The sequence below is a fragment of the Tenacibaculum lutimaris genome (genome assembly GCF_003610735.1).
Classification (GTDB): domain Bacteria; phylum Bacteroidota; class Bacteroidia; order Flavobacteriales; family Flavobacteriaceae; genus Polaribacter; species Polaribacter lutimaris.
Genome location: NZ_RAQM01000008.1, coordinates 408,332 through 423,679 on the forward strand (window position 1 = coordinate 408,332; position 15,348 = coordinate 423,679).

Below are 15,348 nucleotides of genomic sequence, written 5' to 3' on the forward strand. Positions count from 1 at the left end.
CTTTTAAATTTTATTACTTGATAAAACCAACTCCTGACGTATTGTTCGTTTTTGGATTGATGATTATAAATGCTCCGTTTGCCTTATTCTCTTCGTACGAATCAACAAACAACGGTTTGCTAACTTTTAAACTTACTTCACCTATTTCGTTTAGTGATAATTGAGATGGAGTTTCTTCTTTTCCAGAAAAATCGGTACGAATTAAAGATGTTAATTCTGTTATTTTTGCTTGTACATCGTTTACTCCATGTTTGATGTAATATTTCTGAGAAGCTTGTAATGGTGCTTTATCCATCCAACAAATGGTAGCTTCTAACTGTTTTACCACAGAAGGTTCTTCTCCTGTTTTCACCAACATATCTCCTCTACTTACATTTACATCGTCTTCTAAAGTGATGTTTACAGAACTCCCTCTTTTTGCTCTTGCATATTCTTTATCAAAAAACTGAATACTTTTTATGGTAGATTTTGTTGCTGATGGTAATACCGTTACGCTATCTCCTACCACTAAATCGCCTCCGTACAGTTTTCCTGCATACCCTCTAAAATCGTGATATTCGTCTGTTTTTGGACGAATAACAGTTTGTACTGGAAAACGTGCTTTTGATGCTTCTTGTGTATCTTCAGCCCCCAAGTTTTCAAGGTGATTCAATAAAGTTTCTCCTTTATACCAAGGGGTGTTTTCTGAAGACTTCACAACATTATCTCCTTTCAAAGCTGAAAGAGGTATGAATGTGATATTTTGATTTTGATAATCGCTCTTCTTCGCTAAATATTCTATCTCACCTTTAATCTGATTGAATTTTTCTTCTGAAAAGTCAACCAAATCCATTTTATTTACTGCTACTATTACATCTTTTACTCTCAATAAATTATTGATAAAGAAATGACGATAGGTTTGCTCCACTACTCCGTTTCTTGCATCTACTAAAATGATAGAAGCTTGAGAGTTTGAAGCTCCTGTAACCATATTTCTAGTGTACTCTATATGACCTGGAGTATCAGCTATAATAAAACTGGTTTTTTGTGTTGAAAAATATATGTGAGCTACATCAATAGTAATTCCTTGTTCGCGTTCTGCTACCAACCCATCTGTAGCTAAAGAAAAGTCTAAGTAATCAAACCCGCGTTGCTTACTTTTTTCTTCTATTGCTTCTAATTTATCTTGGGTTAATGATTTTGTATCGTATAAAATTCGCCCGATTAGTGTACTCTTTCCGTCATCTACACTTCCTGCTGTTGCTATTTTTACTACGTTCATTTTTTATGTTGTTGGCAATAGGCTATTAGCTTTTGGTTTTTAGCTCTTAGCTACTTTTGCTTAGTTTATATTATTAAGTTTTATAATGCTAACAGCCAAAGACTAATAGCTAACATCTTTTTTTTAAAAATATCCTTGTTGTTTACGTTTCTCCATCGCTGCTTCAGATCGTTTATCATCAATCCTTGCTCCTCTTTCTGAAATGGTTGATTCTCTAATTTCATCTACTACAGTATCAATATCTATTGCGTCTGATAATACTGCTGCGGTACAACTCATATCTCCTACGGTTCTAAATCGTACCATGCGTTCACGTACTTCTTCCTCTTCTTCTCTAAACACAACTTCATCGTTTGCAGACCAGATTAATCCGTCTCTAATAAAAGTGGCTCTTTTATGAGCGAAATAGATGGATGGAATTTCAATTTGCTCTTGTTGTATGTACGACCATACGTCTAACTCTGTCCAGTTAGAAATTGGAAAAACACGTACATTTTGACCTAAATCAATTCTTCCATTTAGCATATCGAACAATTCTGGACGTTGATTTTTTTCATCCCATTGCCCAAAGTCGTCTCGTACTGAAAAAATACGTTCTTTAGCTCTTGCCTTCTCTTCATCTCTACGCGCACCACCGATACATGCGTCGAAACCAAATTCTTCAATGGCATCTAATAACGTTTCGGTTTGTAACATGTTTCGGCTTGCGTATTTTCCTGTTTCTTCTTTTACTTTACCAGCATCAATATTGTCTTGTACTTGACGTACTATTAACTCAACTCCTAATTCTTTTACCAAACGGTCTCTAAATTCAATCGTTTCAGGAAAATTATGCCCTGTATCAATATGTAATAAAGGGAATGGAATCTTTGCTGGATAAAATGCTTTTTGGGCTAATCGAACTAGGGTAATACTATCCTTCCCTCCAGAGAATAACAATACCGGTTTTTCAAATTGCGCGACTACTTCTCTTAATATGTATATGGCTTCGCTTTCTAAAGCTCCTACTTGTATAGTTTCTGTATTCATAATCATGTTCTTTAAATATGTAAACCACATTCTCTGTTACTTTCTACTTTTGTGGGATCGAAGTACTTAAACTCGTTTGGTAATTGATGTTCATCTAAATAAGTATCTAACTCCTCATCTGACCAATGGTAAAATGGACTTACTTTTAATACTCCATCTTTACTTCTTGAAACAATGTCAATACTATTTCTAAAAGCAGTTTGTCCTTTTCTCAAATTCGTAAACCAAACATCTGGTTTGTGCTCATTCATTGCTCTTTTAAAAGGTTCTAATTTTACTTGTTCTGTAAAAACAGCATGTTTTGGATCATCTATTGTTGGTAAACCTAAAGTGATGTTTCTGTGTGCTACTGTTTGTTTAGGTACATACAACTGAATGTTTAACTGTAGTTTTTCAATTAACTCTTCGGCATGTTTATAGGTTTGTGGAGTATTATATCCTGTATCACACCAAATAACATCTATACTGTTTTTTACTGATGCTACTGCGTGTAAAATGACTCCTTCATAGGGACGAAAGTTTGTAGTTACTACGGCTTTATTTGCTTGTAGTAATGCCCAAACAATAATCTCTTTTGGAGATTTGTTTTTTAACTCTGCGTTTACTGCTTCTAAATTCATTGTTTCTATACTCATTTTTTGCCCCATTTAATACTGTTCCAAACTCTTTCGTGAAAAAAATACAATAACATTTTTGTTACTAATTCTACAGCTCCAATTGAAAAAGCTGTCTTTACTTGTCCTGTAATTACCCATGATATTAATATTGTATCTATGGTACCGACAACTCTCCAACTTATTGATTTTATAATGCTTCTTATTGGCTTTTCAGAGAGCTTATCTTCTTTATAATTTGCTTTATTTTCTACTACTTGTTCTACAATCATTTTTAAAATACCATTACCCTATCGGAATACTAGGTTTTAAGTCGGCAAATATACATATGCTTTTTAATTCTCCAAGGAGAAATCAAAAAAATATTTGAATTTTACAATTTGTTAATACTACACTAAATCTGCTAGTGTGTTATTACGAAGTACTTGTAGCGTATTATCTCTTACTTGAATCATTAGTTTGTGTACTGAGCAAGCTTCTTCATCTGGACAGTCATCACATTTTTCATAATAATTCAAACTAACACATGGTACCATAGCAATAGGTCCTTCTAGTGTTCTTATAACATCAGTCATTCTAATTTCGTTAGCTGGCTTTAACAAATAATAGCCTCCACCTTTTCCTTTTTTAGCTCCTAAAATTCCTGATTTTCGTAAGGTAAGTAATATGCTTTCTAAAAACTTGTGCGAAATATTTTCCTTTTCTGAAATGGTAGCTATTTGTACCATAGTGCCCTTTTCTTGCCTAGCAATAAAAGTAAGCGCTTTAATTCCGTATTTTGTTTTCTTAGAAAGCATATTACAAATATATGCTTTACTTCTTAATTATTTAATGCTTGATTTAAATCATAAATTACATCCTCTACGTTTTCTAATCCCACCGAACATCTTACTAAACCATCAGTAATTCCTACCTCTAATCGATCTTCTTCACTTAACTTACTATGTGTTGTAGATGCTGGATGCGTTACAATAGTTCTTGTGTCTCCTAAATTTGCTGATAATGAGCATAGTTGAATACTATTCAAAAATTTACGTCCTGCTTCTATACCTCCTTGGATTTCAAAAGCAACAATATTTCCTCCTAGTCGCATTTGTTTTTTAGCTATTTCATACTGCGGATGTAATTTTAAAAATGGATACTTCACCAAGTTCACCTTTGGATGTTCTTCTAAAAACTGTGCTACTTTCAAGGCATTTTCACAATGTTTTTCTACTCTAATCGACAACGTTTCTAAACTCTTAGACAACACCCAAGCATTGAATGGTGACATTGCTGGACCTGTATTTCTTGAAAATAAATAGATTTCTCTAACTAAGTCCTCTTTTCCTACGGTTACTCCTCCTAAAACGCGACCTTGACCGTCTATTAGCTTTGTAGCTGAGTGAATCACCAAATCGGCACCGAATTTAATTGGATTTTGTAAATAAGGTGTTGCGAAGCAATTGTCTATCACTAATAATAAATTGTGCTTCTTTGCTATACTTCCTAACAGCTCCAAGTCTAAAATATCTACTGCCGGATTGGTAGGTGTCTCAGCATATAATATTTTAGTATTTGGTTGAATTAAGCTCTCGACTATATCAGCCTCGGTAATTTTAAAATAACTTGTTTCAATATTCCACTTAGGTAAATATTTGGTAAACAAACTATGTGTTGAACCAAAAACAGAGCGACACGATACTATATGATCTCCTGCATTTAACAAAGCTCCAAAAGTTGAAAACACGGCTGCCATACCTGTTGCAAACGCATATCCTGCTTCGGCACCTTCCATGGCCACTACTTTATCGACGAATTCTGTGGTATTCGGATTTGAAAATCGACTATATAGGTTTCGTTGCTTTTCTTCAGCAAACGACGCTCTCATATCTTCAGCATCATCAAATACAAAACTTGAAGTTAAGTATAAAGGTGTAGAATGCTCTGAAAATTGTGAACGTTTTGTTTGCGTTCGTATGGCTTGTGTTTCAAAATTTTTGCTCATGTTATTTTTTTAGATGTTTGACCGCTTCGTTGTAAGGTAAAAGAATCAAGATTTTTGGGGCTTAATTCTTGTATCTTTTTTCTTTGTTCTCTTTTCTAGTTATTATTCTTTGCTAATCGTAAGATGTCTCCAAACACACCTCTAGCAGTAACTTTTGATCCTGCTCCTGCTCCTTGGATTACAATAGGTTGTTCTCCGTAAGATTCTGTATAAATTTCAAAAATGGCATCGGAACCTTTTAAACTTCCTAAAGGAGAACTCTCTGGTACAGAGACTAGTTTCACGTCTAACTCTCCTTTTGTTTGTTGTAAGTCTCCATGTAAATCTCCAATATATCGAAGCACATGTTTCTCTTCTTGAGCTTCTTTCTGCTGTTGAAACGTTGGATTTAATTGATCTAGGTTAGATAAAAATTCTTCTGAAGATACTTCTCTAAACGCTTCTGGTATTAAGTTCTCTATCTGAATATCTTCAAATTCATTTTCTAAATCTAGCTCACGAGCTAAAATCAATAATTTTCTAGCTACATCATTTCCGCACAAATCCTCACGAGGGTCTGGTTCTGTAAATCCGCTGTCAATTGCTTCTTGTAATACGGTTGAAAACGGCACTTCTTCCGCAGAAAATTTATTGAACAAGTAACTTAACGAACCTGAAAATACACCTCTAATTCTCGTGATATTTTCTCCTGAATCGTGTAACAGTTTAATCGTATCAATCAACGGTAATCCTGCACCTACATTAGTTTCATACAGGTAACTCTTCTTATTTTTTTCTAACGTTTCTCGTAGCTCTTTATAAAAATTATACGAAACCGTATTGGCTATTTTGTTAGATGAAACCAAATCGAACCCTGCATTGACTAACGGAATGTAATTTTCTATAAAGTCTACGCTTGCTGTATTGTCTACCGCAATTAGGTTTTCTAAATGATGTTCTTTAGCGTAATCGATTACTGTATCAACTATATGCTGGTTTTCTGCTGCGTTTTCAAGCTCTTCTAACCAATTAGTTCCTGCTCCATTTTTAGTTAACAAAACTTTTTTAGAATTGGCTATCGCAAAAATGTTCAAATGGATTTTACGTCTTTCTAAGATTGATTTCGAACTTTCTAATATCTGTTCTATCAATGTTCCTCCTACTAAACCTTTACCAAAAACAGCAATGTTTATCTTTTTAGCAACTCCAAATACTTGACCATGAATTACATTCAACGCCTTATGTAATTGTTCCTTTTTCACCACCAAACTCACATTTTTACCTGTAATTGTATTGTTGAATAATAAAGGAACTATTTGATTCTTAATTAAAGCATTGTATGGATGGTGGAATTCACTTAAATCTTGTCCTATGATTGAGATTACCGCTACTTCTTCTTGAATGGAAATTTGATTGACATCTTTTGTTTGTAAATCATTTTCAAACTCTTGTTCCAAAGCTTTTACCGCTGCTACTGCATTACTTTTATCTACCACTAAACCAATCCCTCGTTCTGAAGATCCTTGCGAAATAATGCTCACGCTAATTCCGTGATTACTCAGAGCTTTAAAAATACGTGCATCCACTCCTACTTTTCCCAACAAGCCTCTTCCTTCGAAGTTTATTAAAGCAACCTTGTCTAATACTGATAAGGATTTGATTCCTTTGGAAGTTGATTTTGCCGTAATCAACGTTCCTTTATCGTTTGGGTTAAACGTATTTAATATTCGAAGGTTAATATTCTTCTCCAATAAAGGAATGATGGTTTTTGCATGCAAAATAGTAGCTCCGAAATTGGCTAACTCATTCGCTTCAGAGAAAGATAACTCTTCTATCTTTTTAGCATCAGCTACCAAATCAGGATTTGCGGTAAAAATACCATCTACATGTGTGTAGTTTTGTAACTCTTCCGCATCTAAATAATTGGCTAATAATGAAGCAGTATAATTACTTCCGTTTCTTCCTAAAGTTGTCGTTTCATTCTTTAAATTCGATGCTATAAACCCGGTAACAATGTTTACTGTTATTCCGTTATGTTGTTTGAAATGATTCTTAACATTTTCTTTCGAAATCTCAACTATCGATTGTCCATTTCCTAAGCTTTCATCTGTTTTTAACAAGTCTCTAGCATCGGTAGCATTGGCATTGATACCTTTTTGCTGTAACAAATCGGTTACCGTTTTTATAGACAACAACTCGCCTTGAGCTAGCACTTCGTCTTTTATTTTTTGACTATAGTCTCCTAACAAACTAACCCCTTCAAATAGTTTTTCTAACCTATTGAATTCAGTAGAAAAATCTACTAAAGGCGTTAATTTTGTTTGTTCGTATTTAAAAGCTTCTAGCTGCTCTTTAAAAGCTTCACTTTTAGCTGCTTTTTCTAATAATTCTTCTAACTCATCTGTAGCATTTCCTCTTGCTGAGACTACTACAGCTATATTTTCTCCTTCATTTATTTTTTGTTCTATGATTGCTACTACATTTGGTATGCCTTCATTCGACAATGATTTTCCGCCAAACTTTAAAATTTTCATTCTTTTATTGGTTGATTTTTGATTGAATATTGGTTCAATAATTTTTTCTAATTGTTTGTATTCTATTAAGAAAGCATCATGCCCATGATCTGAATTAATTTCATTGTAGGTTACATTTGCATGAGCCGATGCTAACTGTTTTTGTGTTTCTCTATTTTCTTCGGCAGTAAAAAACAAGTCAGAATCTACGCCAACAATATGGATGTCTGCTTCAATGGTTTCTAACACATCTAATCCCTCTCTTCCTTTCGTTACATCGATGGTTTTTAATAACTGATTCATCAATTTATACGACGCTAACTGATAGCGCTCTTGTAATTTTTTTCCGTGATGTAACAACCAGCTTTCTACATTAAAAATCTGTAATTCTTCATTTTTTGAGCGTTGAAAACGTTTTTTAAACGATTCGGGTGTTCTATAACACAACATAGCATGCATACGCGCATCGTGTACCGGATTACTAGAATTGGTTAAAAACTGTTCTTGTATTTGACAGTTGGCTATTAACCAATCGGTCGATTTCCAGTCGGTTGCTATAGGGATTAAATGTTTTGTTATTTTTGGATTCAACACTGCCATTTCCCAAGCGATTCCACCTCCTAACGATCCTCCTATCAACGCAAATAATTGTGTTATTTTGAGTTGTTCTAGCCCTAATAGAAAAATGTTTGCAATATCACGTGCTACGAAACTTTTGTAATCATCTATTAAGAAATTATCATAGCCATTTCCTGGAATGTTAAAGCATAAAATGGTATATTCCTTGGTATCAATAACCTTGTTTTCTCCTACTAAATCTTGCCACCAACCATCATTTCCTGAAACATTACTGTTTCCTGTTAATGCATGATTAATTAACACCACAGGAGCGGTACCCAATGCTTTTCCGAAGGTTTCATAACTTAATGGAATAGTATCGAATTGGGTACCGCTTATTGTGGTATAACTAAGAATATTAATATGCTGCAAATCACTTTTCATTACCGACTTATTTTTAAGGTATTTTCTAAATGTTATTGGTTTATGCCAATACTTCTTTAGATATTTTAGCAAATGCTTCTTGTAAATCGGTTTTTAAATCTTCTATATTTTCTAAACCAACTGACAAACGGATTAAGTCTTTCGTTACTCCTGTGCTTTCTTGTGCTTCATCACTCAATTGTTGGTGTGTGGTACTTGCTGGATGTATGATTAAAGATTTGGTATCTCCAATATTTGCTAGTAATGAAAAGAGTTTGGTATTGTCTGCAATGGTTTTAGCGGCTTCATAACCTCCTTTTACACCAAAAGTTACCAATCCGCTTTGCCCTTTTGGTAAGTATTTATCGGCTAAAGTTTTGTATTTGTTACCTTCTAATCCTGGATAGTTTACCCAAGCAACTTCTTCTTGTTCTTGCAACCATTTAGCAATAGACAAGGCATTTTCACTGTGTTTTTGAATTCTTACTTCTAAGGTTTCTAATCCTTGAATGATATTAAAAGCATTGGTAGGACTCAAGGCACCTCCAAAGTCACGTAAGCCCTCTAAAATTAACTTAAATGTGTATGATGCAGCTCCTAAGGCTTCGTGATATACTAATCCATGATATCCTGCTGAAGGTTCTGTAAACTCTGGGAACTTACCATTTGCCCAGTTAAAAGTTCCAGCATCAATAATAGCTCCTCCTAACGAGTTTCCTTGTCCTCCAATATATTTTGTTAACGAGTGAATTACAATATTTGCTCCGTGTTCTATTGGGTTTAATAAAGCTGGCGTAGCTACTGTATTATCCACAATAAAAGGAACTTCAGCCTTTTTTGCATGTGCTGATATCGCTTGTAAGTCTAAAACATCTAACTTCGGATTCCCTAAAGACTCTACAAAGAAAGCTCTTGTATTTTCTTTTACAGCTTCTGCAAAACTATCTGGGTTAGATGTATCTACAAACGTAGTTGTAATGCCTAATCTCGGTAAGGTAACATTCAGCAAATTGTAAGTTCCTCCATACAAACTACTCGAAGCTACAATATGATCTCCTGCTTTTAGCAAGGTTAACAATCCTGTTGAAATAGCTGCCGTACCTGAAGCAAAAACTACAGCCCCAATACCGCCTTCTAAAGCTGCTAAACGATCTTGTAAAATTTGATTGGTTGGATTGTTTAATCGGGTGTAAATAAATCCTAATTCTTTTAACGAAAACAAATTTGCTGCATGCTCTGAATCGTTAAAAACATACGATGTTGTTTGGTAAATAGGGACTGCTCTTGTTCCACTTGTTTGTGTTACATCATGACCTGCGTGCAATGCGTTTGTTGCGAATTTTTGTGTACTCATTTTTCTTGTTTTTTGAGTTAATAAAAAATTAAACCAAAAGCCAAAACACATCTTTTTTAGATGTTGCTTACTAGAAAAATGTTATTAAGAAAATACAAAAAGTTTCAGTAGTTATTATTGAAACTTCTTTTGGGTTATCTATCCTCGAGTTTTCACTCTGGTAGAATTTAGCACCTTCTTTGTTTGCACAAAGGGTTGCTAAGGTTTCATAGGGTCTAATCCCTCCACCTTTCTTGATAACATCGTCAATAAGTGTTTGAACTTTTACGAGCACAAATATTCAATTATAAAAATGGATTTTCCAAATTTATTTTGATTATTATTTAAAAAAGTGTTTTGAATTATTTTTAAAACAAACAAACAAATAACTTATAACCAGTGTTTTACGATAATTTACTTAAACTAAAATATAATACTTGTTTTTATCTTAAGAACTACAAGATAACATAGAACATCCTACTTTATTTCGAGCCCATTCTGGTCGTTTTGCAAACCATTTTTCATATTTTGGTTGCTCATCGTAAGGATTTTTGAGCAGTAAATATAACTCTTTTAACAATGCAAAATCATTTTTATTTGCATCATCAATGGCTAATTGCGCCATATAATTTCTGAGTACATATTTAGGATTTACAGCATTCATTTTTGCTTTTCTTTCTTCATCTGAAATAGTTTCATTTTGTAATCTACCTATATAATTTTGAAACCAGTTTTCCCAAGATTTTTTTATTTCGTTTACAACTTCTGAATGCCTATAAAATGCTTTTTCTATTTTTTTGATTGCCTCCTCTATGGTATCATCTTTTGAAATGCTTGACAACAATCGGAAAAAAATAGTCATGTCTGTTTCTGTTTTTTGAAGTACTTCTTCAAGATTTGAAACCAATGTTCCGTCTGATTCTTTTGAAGAAAAAAGACCTAATTTTTCTCGCATCATATGCATGTACTTTTCAGGAAATTTTTCTTGATAATTTTCTAAAACAGCTTCTAAAGGTTCAGCTTCTTCAATTAAAGGATATAGAGCATTTGCCAACTGATATAAATTCCATAAAACTACCTCTGGTTGCAAACCATATCGGTAACGCTTGTGAGTATTATCTGTTGTATTTGGCGTCCATCCGTGATCGTAACCTTCTAACCATCCGTAAGGTCCATAATCAATGGTTAACCCTAAAATCGACATATTATCGGTATTCATTACTCCATGTACAAAACCAACACGTTGCCAATGAATGACCATTTCTAAACTACGCTCTGCCACCTCTTTAAAAAAGGAAACATACGTTTCTTTTGAAGGTTCACCTAAATGAGGATAATGATGTTTAATAGTATAATCAACTAGTGTTTTTAATGTTTTTACATCTCCTCTGGCAGGAAATATTTGATAACTACCAAAACGTAAAAAAGACTCGGCTGTTCTACATACGATTGCTCCTTTTTCATACTCAGCGTTTCCGTCATACATTACATCTCTTAGAACTTGATCTCCTGATAGTGCCAAAGATAGTGCTCTTGTTGTAGGTACTCCTAAATGATACATAGCTTCGCTACATAAATACTCACGAATAGAGGAACGCAACACTGCTAATCCGTCTGCATTTCTCGAATATGGTGTCTCTCCTGCTCCTTTTAACTGCAATGCCCATTTTTTGTTATCATGAACTGCTTCAAACAAGTTAATCGCTCTACCATCTCCTAATTGTCCTGCCCAATGCCCAAATTGATGTCCGCCATAGCACATCGCATACGGTTCTGTATTTTTATATACATCATTCCCTGTAAAAATGTTCTTGAATTCCTCTGAAGCTATTGCTGTTTCTGAAAGCCCCAACGTTTGTACCATTTCATCCGAAACATGAATTATTTTTGGATTGGACGTTTTTTTAGGTGTTACATACGAAAAGCAAGCTTCTGTAACCTGCCTTCGAGTATTTTCTTGAATTGGGTCAGCAGGTAATTCTTGAGTAAAGGTATTTTGTATATTGAATTTCAACACGTTCTATTCTTCTTTTAGTTTGCTTGCGTACAGTTTTTTTAATTTTGCCAATTTAGGCGAAATCACAACTACACAATACATTTGATCCTTATTTTTTTCATAAAAATCTTGATGACTCTCATCTGCTTTATGAAATATGGATGCTTGGCTTATTTCTGTTACAATTTCATCTTCATAATAGGGAGCCAGCTTTTCTACTACTTTTTCAGCAATTTGTTGTTGTTCTTGAGTATGATAAAAAATTACAGAACGGTATTGGGTTCCTACATCTGCTCCTTGCCTGTTTAACGTTGTTGGGTCGTGACTTGTCATAAACATTACCAATAACTCTTCATAGCTTATAATTTGAGGATTAAACATTGCTTGTACTACTTCTGCATGTCCTGTTAAACCTGAACAAATTTCTCTATAGGTTGGTATTCCTGGTACAGTACCGCCCATGTAACCAGATACTACTTCTTCTACTCCTTTTATTTGATTTAAAACAGCTTCTACACACCAAAAGCAACCGCCACCAACGGTTATTACTTCTAATTTATTATTTGTCATTTCTCTCCTTTCTTTATTCAGTATCTAAAATCATTGAAGCCGAGTTAATGCAATAACGTAGTCCACTAGGTTCTGGTCCGTCAGGAAAAACATGTCCTAAATGAGCATCACAAGTATTGCATAGTACTTCCACGCGTACCATACCAAAAGTAGTATCTTTTTCATATTGAATAGCGTTTTCTTTTATAGGTTGCGTAAAACTAGGCCAACCAGTACCTGAACTAAATTTAATCGTTGAATCGAACAAAGGTGTACCACAACATACACATTTATATTTTCCAGCATCATAAACACTACATAATGCTCCTGAATTTGGTCTTTCTGTTCCTTTTTGTCTGGTTACTCTAAACTGTTCTGGGGTTAAAAGTTCTTGCCATTCTGCTGCTGTTTTTTCCACTCTTTTATCAGGTATTGGATTACCATTAACTGCAAAATTAATTACGTCTTTCCAAGTTAAAATTTTGTCATTCATCCTGCTCTTTCGTTTTATTTAACTTATTAGTAGTTTCTTTTCTTTGTTACTTACAAAGCTATGATTCTCTCTAAAGCTTTCATATAAATTTAAAAGAAAACCTTAACATTTTTTCAAGAATGATTTATATCATGTTTTAAATCACATCTTATCTATTAATTTGTAATAAAACCTATAATTCCCCTTACTTATAGCATAATTTGAGTTAAAATAACCACAAATTATTAGCTTATTTCAGTATTTACTAAAATAAAAAAACAATGAACATCTTAGAAAATAGAACAGTCGCTGATTACGTAATTGAGAATATAAAAACAGCTCCTATTTTTAAGAAATATGGAATTAATTTTTGCTGTGAAGGCAATATAACAATAAATAAGGCCTGCAAAAAGAATAAAATAGATTTAAGTACATTAAAAAATGAATTAGAAAATGTTGAAAGTATTAGTGATGTACTTCAGAATTATAATACGTGGAGTTTAAATTTTTTAATTCTTTATATTGAAAATGTACATCACTCTTATGCAAAAGAAAGTTTGCCAATAATTTCTCAGTATATGAATGAAACAATAAAAACTTATGGTAATATACACCCTGAATTATTAAAAATTAATAAACTGTTTAGAAAAGCTTCTTCTGAAATTATATCTCACCTTCAAAAAGAAGAACAAATACTTTTTCCTTATATAAAACAGCTAATAGCTGCTGATAAAGAGCATAAAAAAATAAGTGTTCCTTCATTCGTTACGATACATACTCCTATAAAAATGTTAGAGCATGAACATGAAGAAATTAATAATCTTTTCAAAAAAATAGTTAAATTAACAAATAACTATTCTATTCCAAAAAGTGCCTCTAATACCTATAAAGATCTATACATTAAACTTGAAGAGTTTGAACAAGATTTATACCATCATATACATTTAGAACACAATATACTACATAGAAAAGCACTAGAATTAGAAAAAAGAACCAAATTATTATAAAAAAAAGGGAGTGCTTGAGCACTCCCCTTTTTTTATAGCTTTTTAAATCGATTAAAAGCTTCTTTTTCTAACTCTTCTCTAAAATTAGGGTGAGCTATAGAAATTAATGCTTTTGCTCTTTCTTTCAAACTTTTTCCAAATAAATTAACTACTCCATATTCTGTAGCAACATAATGTACATGAGCTCTGGTTGTAGTTACACTTGCTCCTTCTTTTAAAAATGGTGTAATCTTAGAAATTCCTTTAGTAGTAATAGAAGGCATTGCTATAATAGCTTTTCCTCCTTTAGATAATGAAGCTCCTCTAATAAAATCCATTTGACCACCAACTCCAGAATATTGGTATTGCCCAATAGTATCAGCGCAAACTTGTCCTGTTAAATCTATTTCAATAGCGCTGTTTATAGCAGTTACTTTAGGGTTTTTCTTAATGATAGAAGTATCATTTGTATAACCGGCCTCTTTAAAATGTACTAGAGGGTTATCATCTATAAAATCGTATAACTTTTGTGAACCTACAGCAAAACAAGTAACTATTTTTCCTGTTTTAATTTCTTTTTCTTCTCCAGTAATTACTCCACTTTCTATTAATGGTAATACTCCATCAGAAAACATTTCTGTATGAATTCCTAACCGTTTATGACTTGTTAAATTATGTAATACAGCATTAGGTATATTACCTATTCCCATTTGTAATGTTGCACCATCCTCTATTAGTTCAGCTATATTTTGCCCAATTCTTTTTTCTATTTCCGAAGGTCTTCCTATTTCAGAAGTATGAATTGTTACATCAACCTCTACAGCATAATCTATATTACTTACATGAATAATTCCATCTCCATGAGTTCTAGGTACATTAGGGTTAATTTGAGCTATTACTGTTTTTGCTGTTTGAATAGCAGGCAATGTAATATCAACTGATGTGCCCAATGAACAATAGCCATGTTTATCTGGCGAAGAAACTTGAATAAAAGCTACATCTAATGGATAAATATTACGACGGAATAACCAATGAATTTCACTTAAAAAAATGGGAATATAGTCTCCATTATTCTTATTCACTCCTTTTCTAACATTCTCTCCAACAAAGCAACTCATTAATTTAAAAGATTTACTGTAAGGTTCTTCTAAATACTTAGCCCTACCATGTGTGTGGATTTGAATAATTTCTACATTATCTAACTCTTCATATCTATTGCACAAGCTATCAATTAATAAATTAGGAGTCATTGCTGCTCCTTGAAAAAAAACTTTATTATTTGATTTTACAATTGCTACAGCCTCTTTCGCAGTAACAATTTTTAAATTTTCTGACATTTTAATGGGATCTTTTATGTGTGTAAATATCTTGGTAAAATACAGTTTAATTAATGATAAAAATCATAAATGTTTTATTTTTAAGTAAAAAAGTTTAGATGTTGATTTCTTCGATTTGTTTCCATAGTTATCTTTAATTTACGTGTATTACCATTTTCTAAAATCGTCATCCAGTAATCACTCATCAACAAAAAAAATTTTCATTAAAATATAGAGCAAAAAAAAACCTCAATCTACTAAAAGATTGAGGTTTAAAAGAAAGGCAACGACCTACTCTCCCACCAGTGGCAGTACCATCGGCGCTAATGGGC

The 15,348-nt window shown here is 33.1% G+C and carries 13 protein-coding genes and 1 riboswitch; of the genes, 1 reads left to right on the forward strand and 12 read right to left on the reverse strand.

Annotated features, from left to right (window positions below):
• Positions 1–13: 13 nt before the first annotated feature.
• The 11 genes from C8N26_RS08335 to msrB all read right to left on the reverse strand — a co-directional run bounded on the left by C8N26_RS08335 (position 14) and on the right by msrB (position 12,723).
• Positions 14–1,261, reverse strand: coding sequence for a sulfate adenylyltransferase subunit 1 (locus tag C8N26_RS08335; RefSeq protein WP_120186888.1), 1,248 nt, complete (start codon positions 1,259–1,261; stop codon positions 14–16).
• Positions 1,262–1,384: 123 nt separating this feature from the next.
• The gene (cysD, locus tag C8N26_RS08340; protein ID WP_120186908.1) at positions 1,385–2,290 is read right to left on the reverse strand and encodes a sulfate adenylyltransferase subunit CysD; all 906 of its coding nucleotides are present in this window, start codon (positions 2,288–2,290) and stop codon (positions 1,385–1,387) included.
• 11 nt (positions 2,291–2,301) lie between these two features.
• Positions 2,302–2,910, reverse strand: coding sequence for a phosphoadenosine phosphosulfate reductase domain-containing protein (locus C8N26_RS08345; protein ID WP_120186909.1), 609 nt, complete (start codon positions 2,908–2,910; stop codon positions 2,302–2,304).
• Between the two features lie 11 nt (positions 2,911–2,921).
• Positions 2,922–3,176 (reverse strand): DUF2061 domain-containing protein, encoded by a 255-nt coding sequence (locus C8N26_RS08350; RefSeq protein ID WP_028891803.1) that lies wholly within the window; start codon positions 3,174–3,176, stop codon positions 2,922–2,924.
• A 117-nt stretch (positions 3,177–3,293) separates the two neighbouring features.
• Complete coding sequence (locus tag C8N26_RS08355; RefSeq protein ID WP_120186889.1) at positions 3,294–3,701, reverse strand: RrF2 family transcriptional regulator; 408 nt, start codon at positions 3,699–3,701, stop codon at positions 3,294–3,296.
• 23 nt (positions 3,702–3,724) lie between these two features.
• Positions 3,725–4,891 carry a trans-sulfuration enzyme family protein gene (locus tag C8N26_RS08360; protein ID WP_120186890.1) on the reverse strand — a complete coding sequence of 389 codons (1,167 nt, stop codon included), beginning with the start codon at positions 4,889–4,891 and terminating at the stop codon, positions 3,725–3,727.
• Positions 4,892–4,986: 95 nt separating this feature from the next.
• Positions 4,987–8,385 (reverse strand): bifunctional aspartate kinase/homoserine dehydrogenase I, encoded by a 3,399-nt coding sequence (gene thrA, locus C8N26_RS08365; protein ID WP_120186891.1) that lies wholly within the window; start codon positions 8,383–8,385, stop codon positions 4,987–4,989.
• Positions 8,386–8,425: 40 nt separating this feature from the next.
• The gene (locus C8N26_RS08370; RefSeq protein WP_120186910.1) at positions 8,426–9,718 is read right to left on the reverse strand and encodes an O-acetylhomoserine aminocarboxypropyltransferase/cysteine synthase family protein; all 1,293 of its coding nucleotides are present in this window, start codon (positions 9,716–9,718) and stop codon (positions 8,426–8,428) included.
• A 131-nt stretch (positions 9,719–9,849) separates the two neighbouring features.
• Positions 9,850–9,961, reverse strand: a riboswitch (SAM riboswitch).
• 184 nt (positions 9,962–10,145) lie between these two features.
• Complete coding sequence (locus tag C8N26_RS08375; RefSeq protein ID WP_120186892.1) at positions 10,146–11,711, reverse strand: protein adenylyltransferase SelO; 1,566 nt, start codon at positions 11,709–11,711, stop codon at positions 10,146–10,148.
• 6 nt (positions 11,712–11,717) lie between these two features.
• The gene (msrA, locus tag C8N26_RS08380) at positions 11,718–12,263 is read right to left on the reverse strand and encodes a peptide-methionine (S)-S-oxide reductase MsrA (RefSeq protein ID WP_120186893.1); all 546 of its coding nucleotides are present in this window, start codon (positions 12,261–12,263) and stop codon (positions 11,718–11,720) included.
• Between the two features lie 13 nt (positions 12,264–12,276).
• On the reverse strand, positions 12,277–12,723 hold the full coding sequence (msrB, locus tag C8N26_RS08385; protein ID WP_120186911.1) for a peptide-methionine (R)-S-oxide reductase MsrB: 447 nt from the start codon (positions 12,721–12,723) through the stop codon (positions 12,277–12,279).
• 272 nt (positions 12,724–12,995) lie between these two features.
• On the opposite strand from msrB, the gene C8N26_RS08390 reads away from it, so the two are divergent.
• Complete coding sequence (locus tag C8N26_RS08390) at positions 12,996–13,721, forward strand: DUF542 domain-containing protein (RefSeq protein WP_120186894.1); 726 nt, start codon at positions 12,996–12,998, stop codon at positions 13,719–13,721.
• A gap of 32 nt (positions 13,722–13,753) precedes the next feature.
• Here the strand turns inward: C8N26_RS08390 and C8N26_RS08395 are convergent, their stop codons facing one another.
• Positions 13,754–15,037, reverse strand: coding sequence for an acetyl-CoA hydrolase/transferase family protein (locus C8N26_RS08395; RefSeq protein WP_120186895.1), 1,284 nt, complete (start codon positions 15,035–15,037; stop codon positions 13,754–13,756).
• Between the last annotated feature and the right edge of the window lie 311 nt (positions 15,038–15,348).

Excerpts from the sequence above, each read along its gene's own strand:
- C8N26_RS08335 (WP_120186888.1), bottom strand. The coding sequence starts at position 1,261 with ATGAACGTAGTAAAAATAGCAACAGCAGGAAGTGTAGATGACGGAAAG.
- thrA (WP_120186891.1), bottom strand. The coding sequence starts at position 8,385 with ATGAAAAGTGATTTGCAGCATATTAATATTCTTAGTTATACCACAATA.
- C8N26_RS08370 (WP_120186910.1), bottom strand. The coding sequence starts at position 9,718 with ATGAGTACACAAAAATTCGCAACAAACGCATTGCACGCAGGTCATGAT.
- C8N26_RS08345 (WP_120186909.1), bottom strand. The coding sequence starts at position 2,910 with ATGAATTTAGAAGCAGTAAACGCAGAGTTAAAAAACAAATCTCCAAAA.
- C8N26_RS08395 (WP_120186895.1), bottom strand. The coding sequence starts at position 15,037 with ATGTCAGAAAATTTAAAAATTGTTACTGCGAAAGAGGCTGTAGCAATT.
- C8N26_RS08390 (WP_120186894.1), top strand. The coding sequence starts at position 12,996 with ATGAACATCTTAGAAAATAGAACAGTCGCTGATTACGTAATTGAGAAT.
- msrA (WP_120186893.1), bottom strand. The coding sequence starts at position 12,263 with ATGACAAATAATAAATTAGAAGTAATAACCGTTGGTGGCGGTTGCTTT.
- C8N26_RS08360 (WP_120186890.1), bottom strand. The coding sequence starts at position 4,891 with ATGAGCAAAAATTTTGAAACACAAGCCATACGAACGCAAACAAAACGT.
- C8N26_RS08350 (WP_028891803.1), bottom strand. The coding sequence starts at position 3,176 with ATGATTGTAGAACAAGTAGTAGAAAATAAAGCAAATTATAAAGAAGAT.
- C8N26_RS08355 (WP_120186889.1), bottom strand. The coding sequence starts at position 3,701 with ATGCTTTCTAAGAAAACAAAATACGGAATTAAAGCGCTTACTTTTATT.
- cysD (WP_120186908.1), bottom strand. The coding sequence starts at position 2,290 with ATGAATACAGAAACTATACAAGTAGGAGCTTTAGAAAGCGAAGCCATA.